This is a genomic window from Sphaerisporangium corydalis (genome assembly GCF_025506355.1).
GTDB lineage: Bacteria > Actinomycetota > Actinomycetes > Streptosporangiales > Streptosporangiaceae > Sphaerisporangium > Sphaerisporangium corydalis.
Genome location: NZ_JANZYP010000014.1, coordinates 119,790 through 141,928, shown reverse-complemented (window position 1 = coordinate 141,928; position 22,139 = coordinate 119,790). Strand labels below are relative to the sequence as shown.

At 68.2% G+C, this 22,139-nt stretch carries 15 protein-coding genes; 2 read left to right on the top strand and 13 right to left on the bottom strand.

Annotation, left to right across the window (positions count from 1 at the left end; all coding sequences use genetic code 11):
* Window positions 1–89: 89 nt before the first annotated feature.
* Window positions 90–983, bottom strand: a complete 894-nt coding sequence (locus NYZ98_RS13060; RefSeq protein ID WP_262842973.1) for an ABC transporter ATP-binding protein — start codon at window positions 981–983, stop codon at window positions 90–92.
* Window positions 984–1,125: 142 nt separating this feature from the next.
* Window positions 1,126–1,881: a DUF4097 family beta strand repeat-containing protein gene (locus tag NYZ98_RS13055; RefSeq protein WP_262842972.1), complete on the bottom strand. Its 756-nt coding sequence runs from the start codon at window positions 1,879–1,881 to the stop codon at window positions 1,126–1,128.
* Between the two features lie 185 nt (window positions 1,882–2,066).
* On the opposite strand from NYZ98_RS13055, the gene NYZ98_RS13050 reads away from it, so the two are divergent.
* Window positions 2,067–3,533 carry a sensor histidine kinase gene (locus NYZ98_RS13050; protein ID WP_262842970.1) on the top strand — a complete coding sequence of 489 codons (1,467 nt, stop codon included), beginning with the start codon at window positions 2,067–2,069 and terminating at the stop codon, window positions 3,531–3,533.
* Window positions 3,503–4,189: a response regulator transcription factor gene (locus NYZ98_RS13045; protein ID WP_262842968.1), complete on the top strand. Its 687-nt coding sequence runs from the start codon at window positions 3,503–3,505 to the stop codon at window positions 4,187–4,189. Before NYZ98_RS13050 ends, NYZ98_RS13045 begins: the two co-directional genes overlap by 31 nt.
* A 9-nt stretch (window positions 4,190–4,198) precedes the next feature.
* On the opposite strand, the gene NYZ98_RS13040 is transcribed toward NYZ98_RS13045, so the two are convergent.
* The 11 genes from NYZ98_RS13040 to NYZ98_RS12990 form a co-directional block, all read right to left on the bottom strand.
* On the bottom strand, window positions 4,199–4,660 hold the full coding sequence (locus NYZ98_RS13040) for a hypothetical protein (RefSeq protein ID WP_262842967.1): 462 nt from the start codon (window positions 4,658–4,660) through the stop codon (window positions 4,199–4,201).
* 93 nt (window positions 4,661–4,753) lie between these two features.
* Window positions 4,754–7,306, bottom strand: a complete 2,553-nt coding sequence (locus NYZ98_RS13035; RefSeq protein WP_262842966.1) for an RHS repeat domain-containing protein — start codon at window positions 7,304–7,306, stop codon at window positions 4,754–4,756.
* Between the two features lie 388 nt (window positions 7,307–7,694).
* On the bottom strand, window positions 7,695–8,195 hold the full coding sequence (locus NYZ98_RS13030; RefSeq protein WP_262842964.1) for a hypothetical protein: 501 nt from the start codon (window positions 8,193–8,195) through the stop codon (window positions 7,695–7,697).
* A gap of 37 nt (window positions 8,196–8,232) precedes the next feature.
* On the bottom strand, window positions 8,233–14,991 hold the full coding sequence (locus tag NYZ98_RS13025; RefSeq protein ID WP_262842962.1) for an RHS repeat-associated core domain-containing protein: 6,759 nt from the start codon (window positions 14,989–14,991) through the stop codon (window positions 8,233–8,235).
* 324 nt (window positions 14,992–15,315) lie between these two features.
* Window positions 15,316–16,107: an arginase family protein gene (locus tag NYZ98_RS13020; RefSeq protein WP_262842960.1), complete on the bottom strand. Its 792-nt coding sequence runs from the start codon at window positions 16,105–16,107 to the stop codon at window positions 15,316–15,318.
* A gap of 131 nt (window positions 16,108–16,238) precedes the next feature.
* Window positions 16,239–16,751 carry a DUF2247 family protein gene (locus NYZ98_RS13015; RefSeq protein WP_262842958.1) on the bottom strand — a complete coding sequence of 171 codons (513 nt, stop codon included), beginning with the start codon at window positions 16,749–16,751 and terminating at the stop codon, window positions 16,239–16,241.
* A 281-nt stretch (window positions 16,752–17,032) separates the two neighbouring features.
* Complete coding sequence (locus NYZ98_RS13010) at window positions 17,033–19,456, bottom strand: hypothetical protein (RefSeq protein ID WP_262842957.1); 2,424 nt, start codon at window positions 19,454–19,456, stop codon at window positions 17,033–17,035.
* Between the two features lie 47 nt (window positions 19,457–19,503).
* Window positions 19,504–20,370 (bottom strand): DivIVA domain-containing protein, encoded by an 867-nt coding sequence (locus NYZ98_RS13005; RefSeq protein WP_262842956.1) that lies wholly within the window; start codon window positions 20,368–20,370, stop codon window positions 19,504–19,506.
* 48 nt (window positions 20,371–20,418) lie between these two features.
* Window positions 20,419–20,709, bottom strand: coding sequence for a YggT family protein (locus tag NYZ98_RS13000; protein WP_262842955.1), 291 nt, complete (start codon window positions 20,707–20,709; stop codon window positions 20,419–20,421).
* Window positions 20,710–20,791: 82 nt separating this feature from the next.
* Window positions 20,792–21,298 (bottom strand): cell division protein SepF, encoded by a 507-nt coding sequence (locus NYZ98_RS12995; protein ID WP_262842954.1) that lies wholly within the window; start codon window positions 21,296–21,298, stop codon window positions 20,792–20,794.
* A 104-nt stretch (window positions 21,299–21,402) separates the two neighbouring features.
* Window positions 21,403–22,125 (bottom strand): YggS family pyridoxal phosphate-dependent enzyme, encoded by a 723-nt coding sequence (locus NYZ98_RS12990; protein ID WP_380707709.1) that lies wholly within the window; start codon window positions 22,123–22,125, stop codon window positions 21,403–21,405.
* Window positions 22,126–22,139 lie beyond the last annotated feature (14 nt).

The following is a 22,139-nucleotide window of genomic DNA, read 5'->3' as shown; positions in this document are numbered from 1 at the left end:
CACGGCGGCCAAAAGGATCACCGCGTACACCGGCCGCCGCACCCGCTCCCGAAAATCCGCAACAGCCAACGCCCCGAGCACCCGCGGCCTCATCGGCCCTTCCCCAGCGCCTCGGCGGTGTCCTGTCCGGTGACGACGGCGAGGTAGGCATCCTCCAGGTCGGGCGCCACCCGTTCGGCCCCCGGTGCCGGCGGCCCTGGGGACAGCAGCCGTACGCGGACCCCCGCCGCCGTGCGGACCGTGCGCCCGACGAGGTGCCGGGCCCGCATCGCGCCGGCCTCGGCGGGCGGTACGGTCACCTCCCACACCTGCCCGGCGACCGAGGCGAGCAGCTCATCGGGGGTGCCACGCCGCAGCAGCCTTCCCCGCGCCACGATCGCGATGTCGCCCGCCACCGACTCGACGTCGGACACGATGTGCGTGGACAGCAGCACCACCCGGTCGGCGGCCAGGTCGCTGAGCAGGTTGCGGAACCGGACGCGTTCCTGCGGGTCGAGGCCGGCGGTCGGCTCGTCCACGATGATCACCCGTGGGTCGCCGAGCAGGGCCTGCGCGATGCCCACCCGCCGGAGCATGCCACCCGAGTACGCGCCCAGCGGACGCTTGGCCGCCTCGGTCAGGTTGACCAGCTCCAGCAGCTCCCCGATCCGTGCCCGCGCCGACCGCGCGGACAGTCCCTTGACTGCCGCCAGGTAGGACAGGAACTCGCGGGCCGTCAGGTTGGGGTAGACGCCGAAGTCCTGCGGCAGGTACCCGAGGACCCGCCGGAGCGCGCCAGGGTCGGCGACGACGTCGGTGCCGTCGAACAGCACCCGTCCACCGGTCGGGCGCGTCACGGTCGCGGCGATCCGCATCAGCGACGACTTCCCCGCCCCGTTGGGCCCGAGCAACCCCACCAGCCCCGCGCCGAGCCGCAACGTCACCCCCTCCACCGCCCGCTTCCCCCCGCGATAAACCTTGCTGACCTCGACCAACTCCAACATCAGCGACCCCTCCGTACGCGACAGGCCCCGATGACATCGACCTCCACCATCAACGCCCCCTCCGCACACGCCACACCTCGACGACACCGACCCCCACCATCAACGCCCCGCCACATCTGGAGGACATCGACCCGCTCCGGCATCAGCGGCCCTTCCGCACGCGGACGTCACGTCCGGCGGCGACCACGACGGTCCGCCGGCTCGCCGGATCGCTCCGCAGATCGGACGGACCGACGCCGCCAGGGTCATCGGAGGCGTCCTTGTCGTCCCCGGAGGGGTTTTTGGGGTTTCCGGTGATCCGGTAGGTCTCCGGGCCCTCGGGCAGGGTGACGGAGACCGACCCGTTACCGGCCCTGGCCTCGACCCGGCCGGGCGCGCCGGTGAACGTCAGCGCGACGTCCCGATCGGTCGACGTGGCGCTGACGTCGGCCGAGCGGGCGCCCGTGACCTCCACGTCGTTCTCGGCGCGCAGCCGCAGCGTGCCGGACGGCCGCTCGACCCGCAGCCAGCCCTCGGCCACCTCGGCCGTCAGGTCCGCGGCGAGCCCGACGGCCCGCACCGGCCCGCCGTCGCTCACCACGGTGAGCGCCACTCCGGGGGGCACGTGGACGATGTGCCGCCCGCCGCAGTCCGGCACCAGCCCGCTGCAGACGACGGTGAGGCGCAACGTCCCGCCGCCCAGCGACCATGTCGCGTTGCCGTCGAGCGTCGCCTTCCCGGTCAGCGACCGCTCCACATCGACCGAACCGGCCTTACCGGCCACCAGCCGCAGATCGCCCTCGTCATTGTCGATCGTGAGCTTCGTCCCGGAGAACGAAAAAGCACGACGGTCCTGCCGCGCCTCATTGATCGCCGAAATATCGGCACACCCACCCACCCCGGCGGCAACGGCCACCATCAAACAAACCGTCCTCAACAAGATCTTCACACCAACTCCAGTTCTTCGACTGAAGGTGAGAAGACCACGCGGCACCCACGACGGGCACTGACACCAGTAGGCGTCATCGGGTATGCCCAGCCCCACCTCGCGACCAACGCCCAGGCGTATGGGCACGAGCGGCGGCGACAAGCTAGCGTGGCCAGGTGCCCGTCCACCAGCAGAATCCCGCTCCACGACGCGCACCCACCCCGAACGATGACCCCGGCCAGAAACCCACACCGGCGGCGAACATCCGGCGCGCGCGCAACCCCCTGGAGGCCGTCGCGCGGCGCGCGTTCCTCGTCACCGCGTGGCCGTGGCGGTCGCTGGCGTACGTGCTGACGACCCCGCCCGCGGCCCTCGCCGCCGCTCTCCCGCTGGGCCTGCTCAGCCTGCCGTGGCTCCTGCTCCTGCGGCGCGCCGGCGCGGAAGACGGCCGTCCGTCCGCCCTGGCGGCGACGTCCCTCGTCCTGCTCGGAATCACACTGGTCGCGTCGCTCGGCCCGCTGGTAGCCCTTCCGCTGGCCGAGCTGGAACGCCGGCGGCTGCGCGTCGTCGACGCCCGCCCGGCCGCCTCGGCGCACCAACGCCCGCGCGGCACGGGCCCGGCCGGGTGGCTACGTACCAGGTACACCGAGCCGGCCACCTGGTGCGAGCTCGGGTACGCGTTCCTCCTGGCCACAGTGATCCCCCTGGCGTACGGCGTGGTGCTGACGCCGGTGCTGCTGGTCGGCGCGTCCCTCGCCGCGACGTTCGTGGTGACGCCCGGCGCCCCGGTGTCCCTCGGCCTCGGCGAGGTCGGCACCGTCGGAGAGGCCGTGCCCTACGCGCTGGCCGCCGTCGCGCTCCTCCCGGCCGTGCCTTACGTGCTCGCCCTGCTCGCCGGAGCGCACGGCGCCCTGGCGCGCACGCTGCTGGGCGGCGGCCCGGGCGGGCGGCTGCGCGCCGAACTGGTCGAGGTGTCCCGGTCGAGGATGCGGCTGGTGGACGCGTTCGAGGCCGAGCGCCGCCGGATCGAGCGCGACCTGCACGACGGCGCCCAGCAGCGCCTGATCAGCCTCACCCTGCAGCTCGGCCTCGCCCGCCTCGACCTGCCCCCCGGATCACCCGCCGCCCTGGCGGTGACCGACGCCCACGGCCAGGCCAAGCAGCTCATGGCCGAGCTGCGCGAGCTGATCCACGGCATCCACCCGCAGATCCTGACCGACCTCGGCCTCCCCGCCGCGCTCCGCGAGCTCGCCGAACAGCAGGCCATCCCGGTGACCGTGCGGGCCGATCTGCCCGTACGAGCCCCGTCCCACGTCGAGGCCACCGCCTACTTCGTCGCCGCCGAGGCACTGACCAACATCGTCAAACACAGCGGCGCCACCTCGGCGTCCCTCTCCCTCCGCCGCACCGGCACGAACACCACAGCGGCGGACGGCTCCCCCCGCCACGCCGGCACGCTGACCATGGAGATCCGCGATAATGGTCACGGCGGGGCCGACCCGCGACGGGGCACCGGGCTCACCGGCCTGGCCGACCGGGTCGCGGTGACCGGCGGCACGCTGGCGCTGTCCAGCCCGCCCGGCGGACCGACCCTGCTACGTGTGGAGATCCCTTGCACGCCGGACGACCTCCCATCCGAGTAGTCCTCGCCGAGGACGGTGTACTGCTCAGGGAAGGCCTCGCCGGGCTGCTCGCGAGGTTCGGGTTCGAGGTCGTCGCGGCGGTCGGCGACGCCGACGCGCTACGGGCGGCGGTCGCCGAACACGTCCCCGACCTGGTGGTGACCGACATCCGGATGCCCCCGGGGTTCACCGACGAAGGGTTGCGCGCCGCCGTCGACCTGCGCCGCGCCCACCCCGGCCTGGCCGTCGTCGCGCTCAGCCAGTACGTCCAGCACGCCTACGCCACCGACCTGCTCGACTCCGGCGACGGACGAGGCATCGGCTACCTGCTCAAGGACCGGGTCGTCGACGTCGAGGACTTCGTCACCGCGCTCCGCCAGGTCGCCGACGGCGGCACCGTCGTGGACCCCCAGGTCGTCCGCCGGCTCCTCCGCCGCCAGAGCGACCCGCTCGCGACCCTGTCCACCCGCGAACGCGAGGTCCTGGCCTCGGTAGCCGAAGGCCATTCAAACGCCGCCATCGCCCGCCTGCTCGTCGTCTCCGAAGCCGCGGTAGGCAAACACGTCGGCAACATCCTCGCCAAACTCGGCCTCCCCCCAGACGACCACACCAACCGCCGCGTCCTAGCCGTCCTCACCTACCTAAGAAACACCCCCACCGACCAAAGGGCTCATTGAACGCCGCCTTCACTCGTCGAACCAGGCCGTGATGGTCACAGGCCCTACACCCGACTTGGGCTGCGTCGCGTAGACGTCCGCCTTCCGGCCGTCGACATCGCCCGTCACAGCGATGGCCACTTCGTCATCCTCGGCGTACTCCTGGGCCTCACTCGCCGAGACCGGAGTCCAGGCCGGAGCGCGGAACCCTCGCAGGGCGTCCTTGATCGTGATGCCAGGAAGATCGGTCCCGATCCAGGCACCGCTTTTCGGTGGCCCGCACCCGTGCGCGCCGGACAGGCCGGCGGCAGTCCCCGGCGGCAGGTACGGCGTGATCGCCGTACTCAACCGCTCGTTGTCAGCGGCGCTTTGCGCCACACACGCCGAGTCCGGCCTGTCTGCCACGAAGTCGTACCATGCCTTCGCCCTCGTGAAGAGGACCGCTCCGATCAAGACGACCCCGCAGAACGCAGAGCCGACGATCATGTTCACCGTTCGAGAGCGCATATCAGCCGCCCCTCTACATTGTCAGCACGAGTGCGTTGAAGGCCGTGACCGGGGAGTATGCCGAGGTTGGTGAGCCGGTCACCGCAGTTCCTTGGAGTCCCACACCGACTGACACAGGTCCTTCACATACCCCCAGTACTTCGCCTCTCTCTGCTCGCGCGAGCCCTTGCCGGTCCGGATCGCCCTTAACTCGCTGAGATTCTCCAGAGCCGTTCGCTGACTGACCGTGTTGTTATGCTTATCGACCATGGTGTCACGGACCACATTAGGGTTGGACATGTCATTACCCTTTTCGTGATTCTCTGCCATCCTCTGAGCGTCTTTGAGACCACACATGTCCGTCAACGCAACCTGCTGTATGCAATGCCGCATCGCGTTCTTGTAGCACCGCTTGTTCTTCTTACATCCATCGGGCTTACTGTAGCTGGAATCGGTCAGCTGCATCGCCTTACTGGAAGCGTAGAAGAAGAGGCTGCAGGACTCGTCTGATACCCCTTCGCATTCCTTCTTCGGCAAGACGGTCTTCGCCACGCTGCCCCGTTGCACGGTTTCAGCTCCATTCAGCTCGGCGAGCAGCTGACTTGATCCCTGCCGCTCCTGCTGAAGTCCGGCCAGCTCTTCGCTATCGAGTGCCTGGTTCTGCGCGTCGATCGAGCACAGAAGGTCAGTCGGAAGACACAGGAGGGAACCGTTCTGTGCCTGCGGGAAAAGCCCCGTCGGATCGGACAGCTGAAGAGGGTTGTCGCCGGCATAGGAATAGGGATTGGCGAGTTGCTGCTCGGAAGGATCACCCGCCAGCAGTGGATCGGTGCTGACGAACCTCGCGATCGCCGGTGAGTAATAGCGAGCACCGAGATCCACGAGCCCGGTGGCGTCGTCCTCCGTCTTGCCGAGGAATCCGTGATCCGTACCCGGCAACGCGTCCCGTCCGGCTCGCCGGGCGCCGAAAGGCATGTATTTCTGGCGGTCGGCCTTTCCTGTGGTGTCGTCGATGGCGAGTTCCTGACTGCCCTGAGGCCCGGCGAGCAACCACGTGACGCCTGTGCGGCCGCTCGTGCGCATGGCCACGACGGCACCGTCCTGCGTCTGGTAGTAACGCTTGCCAGTGACCTTTCCGTTGGCGAGCTCCAACTCCATGGCACCGAGATAGAGCACCGTCTTGCCGGACTCTCGCCGGATCAGGCGCTTACCCTCGGCGTCGTAGACTTCCTCCGAAATCGCGCCGCCAACCGTCGCCTTGGCCATTTGCCCGAGCTCGTTCCAGTCGAATGTGGACGGCGTGCCACTGACGAGCTGCGACGTCAGCTGGCCTCTCGCGTCGTAGGTGTACGTGTCCGTTCCAGACGCCCGCGTGATCGAACCCACGGCGTTCGGCCGCACCACCCCGGCACCGGGTGCCGGATAGTCGTACGCCGCCGCCTGCCCGAAATCGGCCACGGACTTGATGTTGCCGACCGGGTCGTAGGTGTAGGAAAGACTGTACGGATCGGGACCGCCCGACGCCGGTCCACCCGTGCACGCCCCCGTCGTCGTGAACGCAGACGCAAGGCGGCGCCGTATGTCATACCCGAAGCATTCCATCTGGGGCGCCGGTGTTCCGGTCTTGTCCAGGATCGAGGCGAGGGAACCGGCCAAGTCGTAGGAGAACTGGTCTTCCTGAACGGTGGCGGACGGGGTGTTCCCGGCGCTCGACACGGTCTTGACGGACGTGATCGCGTTCGTCGCAGGGTCCCAGGTCAGCGTCCGCCGCACACTCGCCGAGTCTCCGAGGTCACGCGATGACAACTTGCCTGTAAGCGAGTAGCCGGTGGTCTTCACGTAGGTGAGACCGCCCCCGAAGTCGGAAGACAATCCGGTCGGGAGCCCGACGTCGTTGGACGTGGTTGCGATCGTCTCCTCCGGTAATCCTCCGGCCTCCGGGAAGGTTCTGGAGTTCTCCCGGCCCGCCTTGTCATACCCCACCTTGAACGTATAAGTGCGCGCGAGCAGGCCCTCGGTGGAGGGGATCGTCAGAGTCGACCCGAGACGGCGATAGTCCGCGTCGTAGTCCGTCACGGTGTCCGTGTAGGCCTGTCCACTGGTCCATCGCGTCGCCGAGGTGCGCTCTCCCTTGAACAGGGTGTCGTAGACCCATTCTGCGACCTTGGTGCCGGAGCCGGGGTTCCCGACCCATTGTTCCTTCTTCCGCCCAAGGTCGTCATACACGGTGGAAATCGTCACGCCCTTGGCATCGGTCGCGGACGTGAGGTTCCCGGCCGGGTCATAAGCGGCCGTGGTGGCCCCGAAATCGGGATCGGTCAGGGCGACCCGCCGTTTGGCCCAGTCATAGGTGAACTTGCGCGCATTGCCGTTGGCGTCGGTCATCCGGGTGAGGTTCCCGAGCGCGTCATATTCGCGTGCGCTGTTCAGCCATTGAGTTCCGAACTGCTCCGAGATCCCGGTGATCTTCCCGGCGGCGTTCGTCGTGTAGGTGGTCTTGCCACCAAGTGGCGGCGTCACGGTGTGCTGGTCCGCTCCCGCGTACACGGTGGCCGAGCGGCGCACCTCCGCCGCGCCGCCGTACTGGATCTTGGCGACCTCCCGGCCAGCGCCGTCGAAGACCGTTTTCGCCCATGAGGGCATGTCAGCCATCGAGGGGTTGAGCAGGCCCGCGCCTGCGGTCGCGCTGTTATACAGCGGGCCGAAAGGCTATATTCTTACTGCGGGAACGTTCCTCCGGCCGAGTACGAGGAGACGTTCCATCAATCAACCGCCGGCACCGGCCGGGTGATCGAGAACCAAGCGATCTAGCCTCCAACTTCATCGGGGCGGCCCAGTCGTTCACGGCCATCGCTCTGATCTCCTTCGATCTTGGTTTAGCAATCTGAAGGATCACGCGATGGCCGTCCTCATTCCATGACGCCACGCCGCCTACCAGCGAAAACCCATACACCACCTCCGTGGACGCAACCCGCGCCCGGCTCACCGCCATAGCTCCGAAAGCCACCGCCATCGACGGAATAGTTCGGTGACGAGCGGCCTATTTGTATTGCCCGGTGATCCCCCACCAGCACCGTTCCAGCCAGAAGCGCAGGGCGCGGATCCTCGCCCGGACATGCAACCAGGCCGGCAGCCGAGAGTGCGGAACGAAGATCCATATATCTCCCACGACGTGGCGGGCATGTTCTTCGACTTGCGCGTCGGGACTACGCATCAGCGTCCGAAGGAGCGCGAGCGTCGTCCGGTCGACCTCACCGGTGATCCGCGCCATGTGGCTCAGGGCGGTCAGGCCCTGCAGGCGGACCTCCACACGCGCTGACCGCATGGCTCGAACGACCAGCGGTTCCACGACCCCGGCATCCGCGACGGACAAGGCCAGCCCCATGACCGCGATCCCGACGAACCGCTCTCCCCGCTCGAACGCAGCCTCGACCTCCCTTGGATCATCACACCGTATGAGATCACTGCCGTTCTCCCAATCCAATCGTCCCTCCGCCTCCCGGCCCCACAGGCCGGCCGATCCAAATGTCGACCGGCTCATCCATGTCAAGCTGATGTGCACGAATACCCGTTACTTGTCACCGTAACGGCTTACCCTTCCTGTTGACTATTCCGGCCTTGATGAGCGCCCGCCGATCGACCTCTTCCAGGTCCTTCCACTTCCGCGCGTGCCCGTGCCATTCGCCGGTCTCCGCCCTTGTGGGATTCAGGACGACGAACTCTCCGGTGCCCGGATCGTAGGCGACCCTGGTCTGTTCCGTCACCGGCACGGAGCGCTCGAGCGCGCGCTGACCGTCCGTGGGAGGTTTGGAAATTCCTCCCTTCGAGTTCTGGTGATGTTTGTTATACCAGACGTACCTCAGGCCGTATCCGGGCCGCAGGTACCGCATCAGGTTTCTGAAAGCGCGCCCGCCGCCGAGCCCGCTGCCCTCGAAGGTGATGTTGTGCTCGCGTGCGACCTCGGTGTGGGCCATGACCAGATGTGTGTACCACTCCGCCCCGCACTTATCAGCCCCGATGGACTCACAGACCTTCCTGGCGGCGGCGAGTTCCTGCTGGACATTCCACCAGAATTCCTTGTTGTCCTTGTAGACGAATTCTCCGTAGAGTTCCTCCCACTTCTTTTTGAACTCCTCGAAGTCCACTCCGTCCGGAACGATGATGGCCCCTGTGGTGCCGAGAGTGCGTTCCGCCCTTATTTGGTCGGCCGTCTTCTGGCGCCATCCCTGGCCGTCCCAGTAATGCGTCCTCAGATACTCTTGACAGGTTCTCGTGGTCCACTTGTGCGGGCAGGCCTCCGGCGCGGGATATCCCCAGTCCGGTTCGGGCTTCAGACCGTCCGGATCGGACGACCCGATGGGGTCGTCGCCAGCGTAGCTGTAGGGATTGGCCCACTGCGGCTTGGTGAGGTCGAGAAGCGGATCGGTCGAGACGAACCGGGCGAGGCCGGGGTCGTAATACCGGGCGGACAAGTAGTCCAGACCAGTGGAGTCGTCCTCCACCTTGCCGAGGAAACCCTGATCGGTGAAGCTCAGATCGTCGATGCCCCTGCGCTTGCCGTAGGGCAGGTAGCGTTCCCGGTTGATCTGGCCGGTGGCATCGTCGATGGCCAGCTGCCGACTGCCCTGGAGACCTGACGCCATCCACTTCAGATCTATATCGCCGATGCGGACGGCAACGACGGCCCCGTCAGGGGCGCTGTAGTACCGCTTGCCGGTGAGCCGCCCACCTGCTAGTTCAACCTCCATGGACCCCAGGTAGAGCGTGACCTTGCCTCCGGGGTCACGGCGGATGAGACGCTCGCCGTCGGCGTCGTACACCATCGAGGTGTCCTGGCCGTCGACGGTGACCTTGGTCATTTGACCAAGTTCGTTCCAGTCGAAGGTGGCCGGCTTGCCCGCCACCGAGCGAGTTCTGAGCCGGCCGGCGTTGTCGTAGGTGTAGCTGTCGGTCCCGCCGCCCGGCCGGTCGACGGAGGTTACGGCGTTGGGACGGACTGCGGATGGGCCGGCCGCCGGGTAGCGATAGGTCGAGACCTGGCCGTTGTCAGTCAGCGTGGTGGTGTTGCCGACCGGGTCGTAGCCGTACTGCTGCTTGTAGGGGTCGGTACCTAGCCCGTCGGCGCCTCCCGCACCCGCCGCGCAGGACGAGGCGGTGGTGGTCCACGCGGCCGAGAGCCTGCGCAGCCCATCGTAGGAGAAACATTCCAACTGACCCGCCGTGCCGCCCGAGACGGCGGACGCCGCGTCCAGGACCCTGCTGATCTGGCCGGAGACGTCGTAGGAATACTGATCGGCCTGCGTGAGCTGAGGAGTAGCGGTGTCAGCCTTAGCCGTGGTGGTGACCCACTCGAGCAGTCCCGTGGAGTTGTCCCAGCCGAGGGTTCGCTTGATCTTCCCGGTCGCCCCGTAGGTCCGTTCAGCCATCCGAGCCGTCGGTGTGTACTGAGTGTCCTTGACGTAGGTGAACCCACCGCCGAGGTTCGAGGTCAGTCCCTTGGCCAGACCAAGCTCGGTGAAGGTGGAGGTGACCTTCTCCTTGGGCAGCCCGCCCACGGCGGGCATCTCCACCTCGGCCGCCTCTCCAGCGGTGTTGTAGTTCGTGGTGAAGACGTAGTCGCCCGCCAGCAGACCCTCCGACGCCGGGATGGTGAGAGTGGAGCCGGTCGGCCGCCCCATCGTGTCGTATCCGGTGAACTTATCGATGTAGGCGTTCGCGCCGACATGGCGGGTGGAGGAGGTCGGCTGGCCCTTGGCCAGGGTGTCGTAGACCCAGGACGTCAGCTTGGTCCCAGTGCCAGCGTCTCCGGCCCACTGCGCGGTCTTGCGGCCCAGATCGTCGTAGCTGTAGGAGACCTTCTGGCCGTTCCCGTCCCTGGTCCAGCTCAGCCGCCCGGCCGCGTCGTAGTCGTACTCGCTGTCCCCGGCGTCGGGGTCGTGTGCGGCGGTCCGGCGGCCGAGGATGTCATAGGTGAGGGTGCGGATGTTGCCGTTGGCGTCCACCATCCGGGTGAGCTGGCCATCGGTGTCATATGTGTACGAGGTGTCTTGGTGGACGGTGCCGTCCACCCATTCCTCGATCTTCACGATCTTGTCGCGGGCGTCGGTCCAGTAGACGCTCTTACCGCCGGAAGGGGGCTGGACGTCGTACCGGTCGCCATAGTGGGCGATGCTCGTTCGCCGCAACTCGCTCGCGCCGGTGTACTCGACCTGCGCGACGATCCGCTCGGCGCCGTCGTAAACGGTTTTGGCCCACTGGGGCAGGCTGGTGAACGCGGGGTTCAGCAGGCCGCTGCCCGCTCCGTCGGGGTTGTGGGCGAGTTGTGAGTTGGCGGCCGTGAGGCCGCGCGCGTCGTAGGCGACGGCGGTGACGATGCGCCCGCCCGCCGGCGACGCCGACTGCTGCTCCCGGGGACGGCCGAACCCGTCGATGTAGGCGTGCTCGGCGGACCACACGGCCGCGCCGCCGGAACCGGACCGCAGCTTCTTCACCGTGGTCTTCAGCGCCGCCGTCGGCTGGCCGACGTTGCCGTCGAAGGGGATGGCGTAGGCCACGGTCGCCGCGGCGGTGCCGCCGCCCTTGGGCTGCTGAGGTGTCCACAACGTGGTCGTGCGGCTCAAGGCGTCGTACTCGATCAGGGTCTCGTTGCCGTTGGCGTCCCGTTGCCGGGTGAGCTGGCCATCGTGCGGCGACAGCCAACTGGTCGTGGCGTGGTCGAGGGGGTTGGTCGTCATCATGCCGCCCGACGGCCATCCGGTCGCGGGAGTGTAGTCGATCCTCGTGGTCTTGTTCGCGGCGTCGACGACCGCGATGGTCCGGCCGTAACCGTCATAGCCATTGCCGTTCGTCGCGTAGGCGACGTCGCTGCTGTAAACGCGGGTCTGGGTCGCGTTGCCCACGGCCGGGGTGTTGGCAGCGGGGGTGGTGGCGCCGTCATAGAGCGTGACGGTCCTGCCCAGCAGGGTGCCGCTCGTACATGCGTCCCCCGCCCGGCGTTCGATTGTTGCCGGGTAGGTGAGGAGCCATTTGGTGGTGTTGCGGGCGTAGGTGGTGGTGGTGCAGGTGTTGTCGGTGTCGTCGCCGGTTCGGCCGTAGTCGTTGACCTTGGTGGGGAGACCGTAGGTGTCGTAGGTGGTCTTCTGGTCGGTGTAGCGGAAGCCGGTGGTGACAGCTTCCCGGGAGACCTGGCGGCTGGTGGTAATGAGCAGCGGGTCGTAGATGCCTGGACCATTGCCAGCCGACTGGGTTGCGTACTCGTATCGTATCGAGCCGACCTCGATGTAGCCGCCGAGGGTGGGACCGCTCGGGGGTGTGGTGGGTGGTGTGGTGGGAGTCGGCGTGGGGGTGGGCGTCGGGGTCGGGGTCGGGGTCGCGCAGACGCCGAGGTCTAACCATGAGGGGTCGACGCCGGGTTCGGCGCCGATGCCCATGTTGAGGTTCTTGGCCTCCCAGGTGTGGTTGACCCAGGTGACGCGGTTGCCCTTGCCGTAAAAGCCCGTGCGTGACCAGGTGGGATAGGTGCAGGCGAGCGCGGTTGTGCCGAGCATGGTGCGCAGGCCGCTGAAGAGTGTGCGGGCGGGTGTGAACGCGGCGGTGATCACTCGGGCACCGAGGGGCGCGACTGCCGGTTGAGTGCCTGCTGCGACGAGGACCGGTCGTGGCTGGGAGCCGGAATGCTGGGGAAGCGGGGGCCCGGCGGCTGGGCGGGCTTGTGCGGCTGCCGGTGCTGCGGGAACGGTGCCGTTGAGGGTGGTGGCGCGCCAGGTTTGTTCCTGGAGGGTGCGGCCGGCCAGGACGCGCAGGTCGTTGTAGGTGTTGCCGTCGAAGTCGGTGACCGTGGTGTGCTTGGCGGTGCCGTTGGTCAGCGGGTCGTCGTACATGCCGCGGTAGAACGCGGTGGTGGTGACGGAGAAGTCGTCGGGGCTGGTGCCGGCGCCCTTGATGGTGCGTACCTGCTGGTAGCCGCGGAACTCGTCCCAGTCCTCGGTCAGGGTCTTGCAATAGCCGGTGACCGGAGGAGTGCAGACGAATCCGTCCAGGGTGGTGGCGCGCATGTAGTTGAACGGGCGCGCCCAGGCCGGGGTGCCCTCGTACACATAGAAGGTGGGCATGTCAGGTGAGCCGCCGACCAGGTCCTTGTCGACCGTCTGGGTGACCAGCCATTTGAGGTACACCGCGCGGGAGGTGCGGGCGATGCCGTTGGAGTCGTAGTAGGTGCCCAGGGTGGCCAGATAGCAGTCCCGGGCGTTGGTGTCCCACCCGGTGGTGGGGTATCCCGACGGGAAGGGGCAGGGTTTGGCCTGGCCGTAGTAGACGTCGGTGCGCCCGCCCAGCCCGTTGTACACCGAGGAGATGCGCGGGAACCGCAGGCGGGCCTTGCCCTGGGACTCGTTGTAGTCGGCCCGGTTGTCCAGCAGGGTGGCCTCGAAGTCAACCGGGGGCAGCGCGATGTCGGGTCCGGTCCCGGCCAGCCCGACCGGGCGCAGGGTGTCCAGCCACAGCACCGGCCCGGCCGGGGGCAGGCTGCCGATGATCTGGGTGTACACCCATTTGTACCGGGCCTCCAGCCGGTACACCTGGTCCCAGGCGGAGGTCGCGGGGTTGAGCACCGAGGTGACCACGGTGTCGAGGCGTTTGGAGATGTAGAACGCCGGCCCAGGGGTGTCGCAGGCGGTGATCACATCCGCCGGGCCCGAGGGGCAGTCCAGATCGGTCGGGGTGTCGTCGTCCCACGGCTCCCCCGAGGAGGGCGGGGTCCCCCGGTCCACGGCGTTGAACACCACCTTGGCCGTGTGCGCCGACGCCGCCACGTTGGTGTTGCGGCCGTAGGCGACCAGGGACAGGTAGCCGCCCCGGTCGTAGGCCACTCGGAACGCGCGCCCGTCCCCCAGCGGCCCCGGCTGGCACAACGCGCCGACGGTCTTGCAGTACCAGTTCTCCTCGCGGGTGAAGGTGTAGTCGACCACGTTGCCGTTCGGGTCGATCGCCTGGTCCAGGTTCCACCGCCACGGCGCGAAACACAGCCCCGGCGCACTGGTCTTGGAGTACTGGTCCCGGCACGGCTCCCCAGTGTCGTCCCCCACGAACGCGGTCTGCCACATCGAGTCACGGTGGTACCCGAACCGGTACACCGTCCCGTCGGCCGTGGTCACCACCCAGAACGTCTGCGAGGTCTGGCTGGAGGTCAGGTATTCGATCTTCCATCCATAGTCCTCGACCGTCTTCCACCCGCCGCTGGTCCGGTCCTTCACGATCGCCGACGACTTGCCCTCCACCGACAACGTCAGGTGCGAGGTGGTGTAGTCGGTGGTCGCCGAGTCACCGTCGTTCTCGTCCGGGGACTCCCAGCACAGGTGCTTCCAGTTCCGCTGGTCAGGGTTCTTGCTGGTCTCCACGATGTCGTCGGCGCACCCCCGGAACCGCCGCTCGACGAACCCGGTCGAGATGTCCCACCCCATCCCGGCCACCGACGCCTGGTTGTTGGTGTAGTTCGTCAACCCGTCGATGGCCGAGGAGGAGTACGACAACGCCAGTTTCGGCGCCTCACCGGCCACCGGCGGCGGCACCGGGATCGGATACGAGTACGAGAACCCGCCACCCGACAACCCGACCTGCCACGACCCGGCCGCCTTCAGATCGGTCGCCGCGAAGTTCCCCGTCCCCGAGTCCGGGGCGGCCGCCGCCAGCACGTACACCTGCCCGCCGGTCGCCGGCCCGTCGGTACCGGCCTCCACCTCGGCCACCACCTGACGTGCGGCCGGGTCATTGGACGAGGGCACCACCCGCGCCCGCTCCGCCGCCTTCGCACACGCCGCGTCCGGCCGCGCGGTCAGTACGCACGCCGGCATCTCGACCAACCCCAGCCGGGCCGCCCCGCCCGCCGGCAACGAACCCGCGAACCCGGAGTAGTCGACGCTCACCCGCACCCGGCCCGGAACGTTCCCACCATCGGCGCGGATGACCCTGACCCCCACAGCGGTCCCGCCCAGCCGCTTGACCACATCGGGCCCGATGGTCTCCACCCGCACCTTGCCCGGAACCGACTTCCCGGACGGTTCCGCCGGCTGCGCCACCGACACCGGCGACCCGGTCGCTCTGGCGGGCGCCGTTCCCACCGCCACCTCGGCCGCTCCGGCTTTCGGCACCACCGGCGGCGCGGACGCGGTCACCGGAGGCGGGGAGTCCTCCACACCGTGCACGTCGGCGACCCTCCGGATCGGCCGCCCCTCCACCGACCGCTCCTCGGACGATGAGGCCCCCGGCACCGACGGTGACACCAGATCGGTGATCACCCCGATGCTCGACACCAGCAACGCGACGGAAACAACGGCGAACAACCAAATCCGAGCACGCTGAAGGCGCACGCCACAACCTCCGGAAAACCCCGTCTACCAGCGACACCGCGTCCTGCGGCCCCGTATAAAGCACATATAAATACACACAAACGCCCTCATCTTTATTAGCGTCAGCGGCACTGTCAATGCGCTTATGGACGTGTAGTGATCACGGAGTGCGATGTCCGCAGGTCAGCCGGACCGGCCGGATTGAGATCACGCTCGAGTAACCGTCATCGCAGGTCAGGGCATCTGGACTGTGACATAGCCGATCAGAGGATCCAGGTCTACGGCATGGCAGGACAGAGGAACGCCCTTGTGTGTTGGTCAGAGGGGAAGGGCGGCGCCCAGGCGGCGGATCACGTCGGTGTCGGCGGCGTCGGCGGGGCCGCCGGTCGGCATGTGTTCGGTGATGGCCGCGCCCACCACGTTGTCCAGACGTGCGACCAGGTCGATCAGCCGTTGGGGCGGCACCCCGTCGGGTTCGGGGTAGCCGAGAGAGCCGAATTCCGTGGGTTCGAGCACGTCGAGGTCGATGTGGACGTACACCGGGCCGGTGAGACCGTCGAGCACCTTGTCCAGGTCGGCGACACCGTACCGGCGGATGCCCACCTTCTTGAGGTACTCGTGTTCCGTCTCACTGCCCGCCCGCTCCCCCGCGATGATCACCTGCTCGGGGACCAACGGCCGCTCCGGGACGAGTGGCGCAGGGCCTTCGCCCAGTAGCGTGCGCAGCACCATCGCGTGGAAAGAACCCGACGGAAGCGTCTGCGGGGTGTAGAGATCCGGGTGCGCGTCGATCCACAACACCGTCAGCCGATCGCCGTACCGATCGCGGGCGGCGGCGATCGGCGCCAGGTCCACCCCGCAGTCTCCCCCGACGGTGATCACCACATCGTCGATGCCCGCCAGAGCCTCCCGCGTCAGCCGCAGGTTCTCCACGAGCACGTCCAGCCCACGTACGCCCGCCTCGGGCTTACCCCCTGTATCGAGCACCGGCACCGTGACGCGAGCATCCGCCACCAGCACCTCGGCGCTGCGAAGAGCACCCACCGCCAATCGCGGCGAATCACCCAACCCGGACCCTTGCCACTGAGGCACACACAACACCGTCGTCATGCCCGCGCAGCCTAGGCCCGCCCAAACGACACCGCAATCGCTTTTTCAGACGTCGACGAGCGCACAGGTCCGACGGCCTCTACCAGCCGTCAAAGGGGACCGCCTGGCCGGTGGTGGCCGTGCTCCGGCTCCTATCCGGCCCTGAAGCCACCTCGGGTTCTGTACCGTCGTGCCTGATCTGACAGATAGGTCGCCAACCGGCGGAGCATGGCCGGTTCCCCGTACTCACCGCCTGGAGGCGGGGGCATGTAATAGATGAACCCCGACATTTCCTCCGGGTAATCGTGATCCGACCAGATCATCTCGATGACCTGGAAAAATCCGGAGACAGTGTTACGGCGTTCGTACAGATGCGCGAGTGCCAAATACGACCAGACTTCGTTCGTCCTCGGGTCTTCGCAGTCAAGTTCCACGGCGTCGACAGCGGCGTTCACCTGGTGCGCGACCTCGCTGGGCAGGAGATACGGCATCTCCTCCTCTGCCGGTAGGCCGGACAGGGCGGGGAGGACATCTCCGGCGAGTTCCGTCAGCCCCATCGGCGCGAGCCAGCCTTTTCTGTATCCGCAGACCAATTCCTCACGGGTCAAAGCGACTCTCGAGGACACGAAATCGGCCGGAATGACAAAGCTGACGAGGCCGCTCATGGTATTCGCGCTTTCCGTCGACCGTGGGATTCTTCACGAGCCGCCGGCGAGCGGCGAGCCGTAGGCGCTTCCCTTTTCGTTGATCGGAGTCCTTGCGAGGCCGTCCGGCAGAGCCGTCTCACTGCTGGACGTGAGCTTCGTCACGTTCGGCGTTGCCAAGATCGTCCGTGGGTGGAGACGTCGTCCAGCGGTTCGCCGCTCACCTCGGCAGGCGACCGCGTACCGGCCGAGGGCGGGGCTCGGTAGTTCGTCGGCTTCCGTGATATCCGGAGGACCGAGGGTCAGTCGTCGTCTCTGGCGCAGACGGAGCAGTGGGTGAGGCCGGCGGCTTCGGCGTCGGACTTGGACATCGCTTCCAGGGTGGCCGGGTCGGATCCCTTGATCAGCGGGCAGGCGGAGCTGTGGTAGCGCCGGGTACCGGGGATGATCTTGACGATCACGGGACGCTTGACCTCGACGGTCGGCCCGGCCTTCCTGGGCTTGTCGTCAGCGTCCTTCGGCTTGTCCGCCGCGCCGCCAGCGTCGTCGGACCGCTTGTCCTCGACATCGCCGCCCCGGGCCGGAGCCTCGTCCGGTGAGGGCTTGGCCGGCTCGCCGGTGTCCTCTGTGACAGGCGTCGGGGTCGCCTTGGCGGGGCCTTGGTCCTTGGAGGACGTGGTGGCCGGCTTCGGCGCTTCGGGCCTCGTACCGGATCCACTGCCTGTGGTCGGCTGCCGGTCCTTCGCGGGCTCGGAGGCGGCGTTCGGAGTCTTTGGGGACTTCGAGGATTCCGTGGGACGTCCCGTGGAGACTTCCGGGGGGCTCGACGAGTCCGAGGGGGTCCCGGCCGAGGAGGATCGGGCGCTCGTCGTGAAGCGGTCAGGTGTCTTGCCAGGGCCCTCGGACCTGCCAGGGCCCTCGGACCTGCCGGGACCGTCGGACCTGCCGGGACCGTCGGACCTGCCGGGACCGTCGGACCTGCCGGGACCGTCGGACTTGCCGGGAGAAGAGGTGCTGGTCGTGCTGGGTCTGGGGGTGGTGGGTGTGCGGGGGGTGGCGCTGACGACCACCACGGGGTCGTCGCCTTCGTCGTCCGGCTCGGCGGGGCTCGTGGTGGTCGCCGAGGGCTTGCCGGTCGCGGGCGGCGGGGTGGCGGGCGGGTCGGGGCGCTTGAAAGCCTGGAACGGGGAGGCGGCCTCCGGGACCTTCACGGCCGGGACAGGCCGAGTCGAGGATCCCGCAACCGAGGGGGTTCCCGGAATCGAGGGCTTTGTCCCGGCGGCGCCGGGTGAAAGGCCGGGGGCCTCGGGTGAACGGTCCTTCTCGCCGGTACCTGGGGGCGGCTTGCCCGTGGCGGGAGTGCTCGGGAGTGCCTTGTCCGTGGCGGACGTGCCTGCGGGTCCCTTGCCCGTGGCGGATCTACTCGCGGGTGTCTTGTCCGTGGTGGGATCGCTCGTGGGCTCGTCGTCAGCGGGCGCCTTGCCGGCCGGGCGGGCCCCTGCCGGGCTCACGTTCACGCCGTCGGTGCTCGCCGCCTGGGCCGAGAACCACGCGTCGGACTTCCAGCGTTCCTCACCGGCCGCGTCGGAGCCACTGGAATCGGCTGGACCACCGGAGCGGCCGGCGGAGGACGAGGACGGGGTGGAGGAAGACGTGGACGGGGTGGGCGAGGACGGGGTGGGCGCCGAGGAGGGGGAAGAAGAGGTCGCCGTTGAAGGGCGTGAGGGGGCGGCGGAGCCGGTCGGGGTCCCGGCGCGCCCGGGACGCTTCTCGACCGGCTCCATCGACTGCTCGGAGGCGACCGGCGTCACCGGCCGCGTCTCGTCGGACCGATATCCGCTTCCGCGCCGCGGCTGAGACTCGCGTACCGCCGGGGTCTCACGTCCGGACCGAGGCTCTTGTCCTGGTTCGGTGCCCTGTGCCGTGCCGGGCTTGCGCCTGGCGTCGGACGTCCGTTCCGCCTCGGGCAGGGGGGCGGGGGTGGCGCGGTGGCCGGTTTCGGGGAGGGGGGTGGTGGCGGGGGAGGATTGGGTGGTGCGGCGGGCCACTTGGGGGGTGTAGCCGTCGGGGAGGCAGGTGGTGCAGGCGGTGAAGCCCTCCTCGCGGGCCTCCTCGTAGGTGAGCTCCTCGATCTCGCGCCCGGCGAGCTGCCGGCATCCGGGCAGGTGGAACCGCTTACGCCCGGGGATCACCAGCACGATCGCCTCGGGAGAGGGTCCGGCGCCCCGTCCCCGGCCGGAGTGACCTCCTTGCCCCGCCCCGGAGTGGGCTCCCTGCCCTGCCCCGGTGTGAGTTCCTGAGTGACCTGCCCCGGCATGGGTTCCCTGGGCTGTGCCGGGGAAGCCTGCCTGTCCAGGGCCGGGGAAGCCCGGCTGGCCGGGGCCCGTGCGGCCTCGTGGACGGGCCAGTGTCGCCGTCTGGTGGGAGGCGGTCATCGGGTGGGGAAGGGGGGATGAGGGCCCGTGCGTGGCGGCCATCGTCATCGGAAGGCCCGAGCCGCCCGCGACGCCCATGCCCGCCGGAGGCATCGGCGGCGCCGTGGCCGCCGTCGTGCCGCCGGAGGGGAAGAGTTCGTGGCGTCGCAGCAGCGCCCCGATCATCAGGAAGACCGCGGACAGCACGCTGACCACGATCGACCACATCACCAGGACCGCTGTTCCGGTCACCACGCCCGCGACCAGCAGGCCGAAGGCGAGAACGACCAGAATGGCGCTCAGGTAGATCACAGAGGGGCTCCCAGTCGCGGGTCGGTACGTGAACCTGACCCGTTACCTTAACGGCGGTCGTTGTGAGGGCCGTCAACTCCCTGGAAGGCGCCGGAGTGCTGCGAGGGCTCGGAGCCGAACGGGTTGTTCTGGCCACCGGGGATCTGCTGCTGGCCACCGGGGGCGACGGCGTGGGACATGGCGGGGGCGCCCATCTGGGCACCGACGACGGGGAAGCCGCCGCTGCCTTCGGCCGACACGTTGAGCTCGGCGAGCTGGTTCTCCAGGTAGAGCTTGAGCCTGCTGCGGTACTCACGCTCGAAGCTCCGCAGCTCCTCGACCTTGCGCTCCAGTTCGTCGCGGGTCTGCACCAGCGAGCCCATGGCCTGCCGGTGCCGCTCCTGCGCGTCGCGCTCCAGCGTCTCGGCGCGCGCGCGCGCGTCACCGAGGATCTGCTCGGCCTGGCGACGGGCCTTGCCGAGGACCTCGTCGGCCTCGCGGCGGGCACGGGTGACCGTCTCGTCGGCCTCGCGGCGCGCGTCGGCGATCGCCTGGTCCGCGGTCTGCTGCGCCAGGGCGAGCACACGCGCGGCGGTGTCCATGTTGTCCTCGGCGGGCGGCATGCCCATGCCGACGGGGACCGGCTCGGGCCTGATCGGCTCCGGCTGCCTCATGGGCTCCGGCTGCGGCGCCATCATCTCGGGTTTGGGCTCGGCGATGGGGGCCGGCGCCATGCTCATGCCCATCCCGCCCGGCACCTTGCCGCGCAGGCACTCGGTCAGCTTCGCGCGAAGCTCCTCGTTCTCCTGGATGAGGCGGTCGAGCTCGGCCTCCACCTCATCGAGGAAGGCGTCTACTTCTTCCTCGTCGTACCCCGGCCGCAGCCGGGTGGTACTGAACTGCTTGTTCCGCACATCAGCGGGCGTCAGCGGCATTTCGGTCTCCTTGGCGCGCTCGGAGTCTGTCCGGAGGACGGTACCCGATCAAAAACGAAGCGCGGACACGATTTGGATCATGACCAAGACCACAATGAACAGCACTGTGAAGCTTAGGTCAAAGGCCACCGTACCCAACCGGAGGGGCGGAATGAAACGGCGGAGGAACTTGAGAGGTGGATCGGTTGCCGTGTACGTGGCCTCCGCCAGCACCAGCACGACCCCCCGGGGCCGCCAGGAGCGGGCGAACGCCTGCACCGTCTCGAAGATCATCCTGCCGATCAGCAACACCAGATAGATCGACAGAACCGCGACCAAGATGTCCCTAACGATCCCCACGGTCGCGCCCTGCCCCCATCCCGATGTGCCGACCTCGGTCCGGAGAGGCCATGTCTGGCCGTTCACTGTTCATGGTGGAACTCTAGCTCTGGTTGAAGAACCCGCGTTCCGCGATTCGGGCCTTGTCCTCGGCGGTCACCTCGACATTGGCAGGGGACAACAGGAACACCTTGTTGGTAACACGTTCAATGCTGCCATGTAGGCCAAAGACCAGACCTGCCGCGAAATCAACCAGTCGTTTCGCGTCGCTGTCGACCATTTCTGTCAAGTTCATGATGACGGGCGTGCCTTCACGGAAGTGCTCGCCGATCGTTCGCGCTTCGTTATACGTACGCGGATGGAGGGTCGTAATTCGCGCCAGATCGGTCGTACGGCGCTCTACGACGGCAGACCCGGACCTCGGGGCAGGAACCGGGGTCTCGACCTCCAGGCCGTCTTGGGGCGTTCCAACCCCGTGCTCGTCGCCTCGGCGACGGTCGACGTAGTCGTCGGTGTAGTCCTCGTCGTCGGCGTAACCGCCATAGTCCGGGTAGCGATCGTCCTCCACGAGACCGAGGTAGACCGCCATCTTGCGCATCGCGCCGGCCATCGCTACGTCGTCCTCCTGCTCATGGTCCGTACCCAAGGCAACCTAAGGCACCGCTGTCGACCTCTGCTCGGATACATGGACATCAAGGTCCACTCGGGGGGACATTACCTGACGAAGGGCGTCCGGCGGCCGAGCAACGCCGTACCGACACGCACGTGTGTCGCACCATGGCGGATCGCCTCGGCCAGATCTCCACTCATACCCGCTGAAATGACCTTCGCATCGGGATGGTCCTTCCGAAGTTCCGCCGACAGCTCCGCGAGCCGGGCGAAGGCCGGCCCGGGGTCGCCGCCGAGCGGGGCCACCGCCATGACGCCGCCGAGCCGCAGGCCGCCGGTGACGGCGATCAGGTCGGCGAGGGCCGGCAGCCCGGCCGGGACGACGCCGCCGCGCCCCGGATCCTCGTCCAGGGCGACCTGGACCAGGCAGGTGACCTCCCGGCCCGTCCTGACGGCCTCGCGGCCCACGGCCTCGGCCAGTTTGGGGCGGTCGATGGAGTGGATCACGCCGGCGTAGGACACGACGGATCTGACCTTGTTGGTCTGGAGCTGCCCGACGAAGTGCCACGTCAGCGGCAGGCCGGCGCATTCGCCCGCCTTGGCGGCGGCCTCCTGGTCGCGGTTCTCGCCGACGTCGCGGATGCCGAGACCGGCGAGGATCCGCACGTCGGAGGCCGGACGGGTCTTGGTGACCGCGACCAGGGTGATCTCGTGGCGCGCGCGCCCGGCGCTCTGGCAGGCGCCGGCGATCCGGCGTTCCACTTCGGCGAGCCCGGCCGCGATCTCGTCGCGCCGCGTCGTATTCGTATTCGTATTGTTCACGGAAATTTCAGAACCACAGT

Coding starts and splice junctions, on each gene's coding strand:
- NYZ98_RS12995 (WP_262842954.1), bottom strand. CDS start 21,298: ATGGCCGGCGCGATGCGCAAGATGGCGGTCTACCTCGGTCTCGTGGAG.
- NYZ98_RS13020 (WP_262842960.1), bottom strand. CDS start 16,107: ATGACGACGGTGTTGTGTGTGCCTCAGTGGCAAGGGTCCGGGTTGGGT.
- NYZ98_RS13015 (WP_262842958.1), bottom strand. CDS start 16,751: ATGAGCGGCCTCGTCAGCTTTGTCATTCCGGCCGATTTCGTGTCCTCG.
- NYZ98_RS13030 (WP_262842964.1), bottom strand. CDS start 8,195: ATGAGCCGGTCGACATTTGGATCGGCCGGCCTGTGGGGCCGGGAGGCG.
- NYZ98_RS13035 (WP_262842966.1), bottom strand. CDS start 7,306: ATGGCTGACATGCCCTCATGGGCGAAAACGGTCTTCGACGGCGCTGGC.
- NYZ98_RS13060 (WP_262842973.1), bottom strand. CDS start 983: ATGTTGGAGTTGGTCGAGGTCAGCAAGGTTTATCGCGGGGGGAAGCGG.
- NYZ98_RS13005 (WP_262842956.1), bottom strand. CDS start 20,370: ATGCCGCTGACGCCCGCTGATGTGCGGAACAAGCAGTTCAGTACCACC.
- NYZ98_RS13055 (WP_262842972.1), bottom strand. CDS start 1,881: ATGGTGGCCGTTGCCGCCGGGGTGGGTGGGTGTGCCGATATTTCGGCG.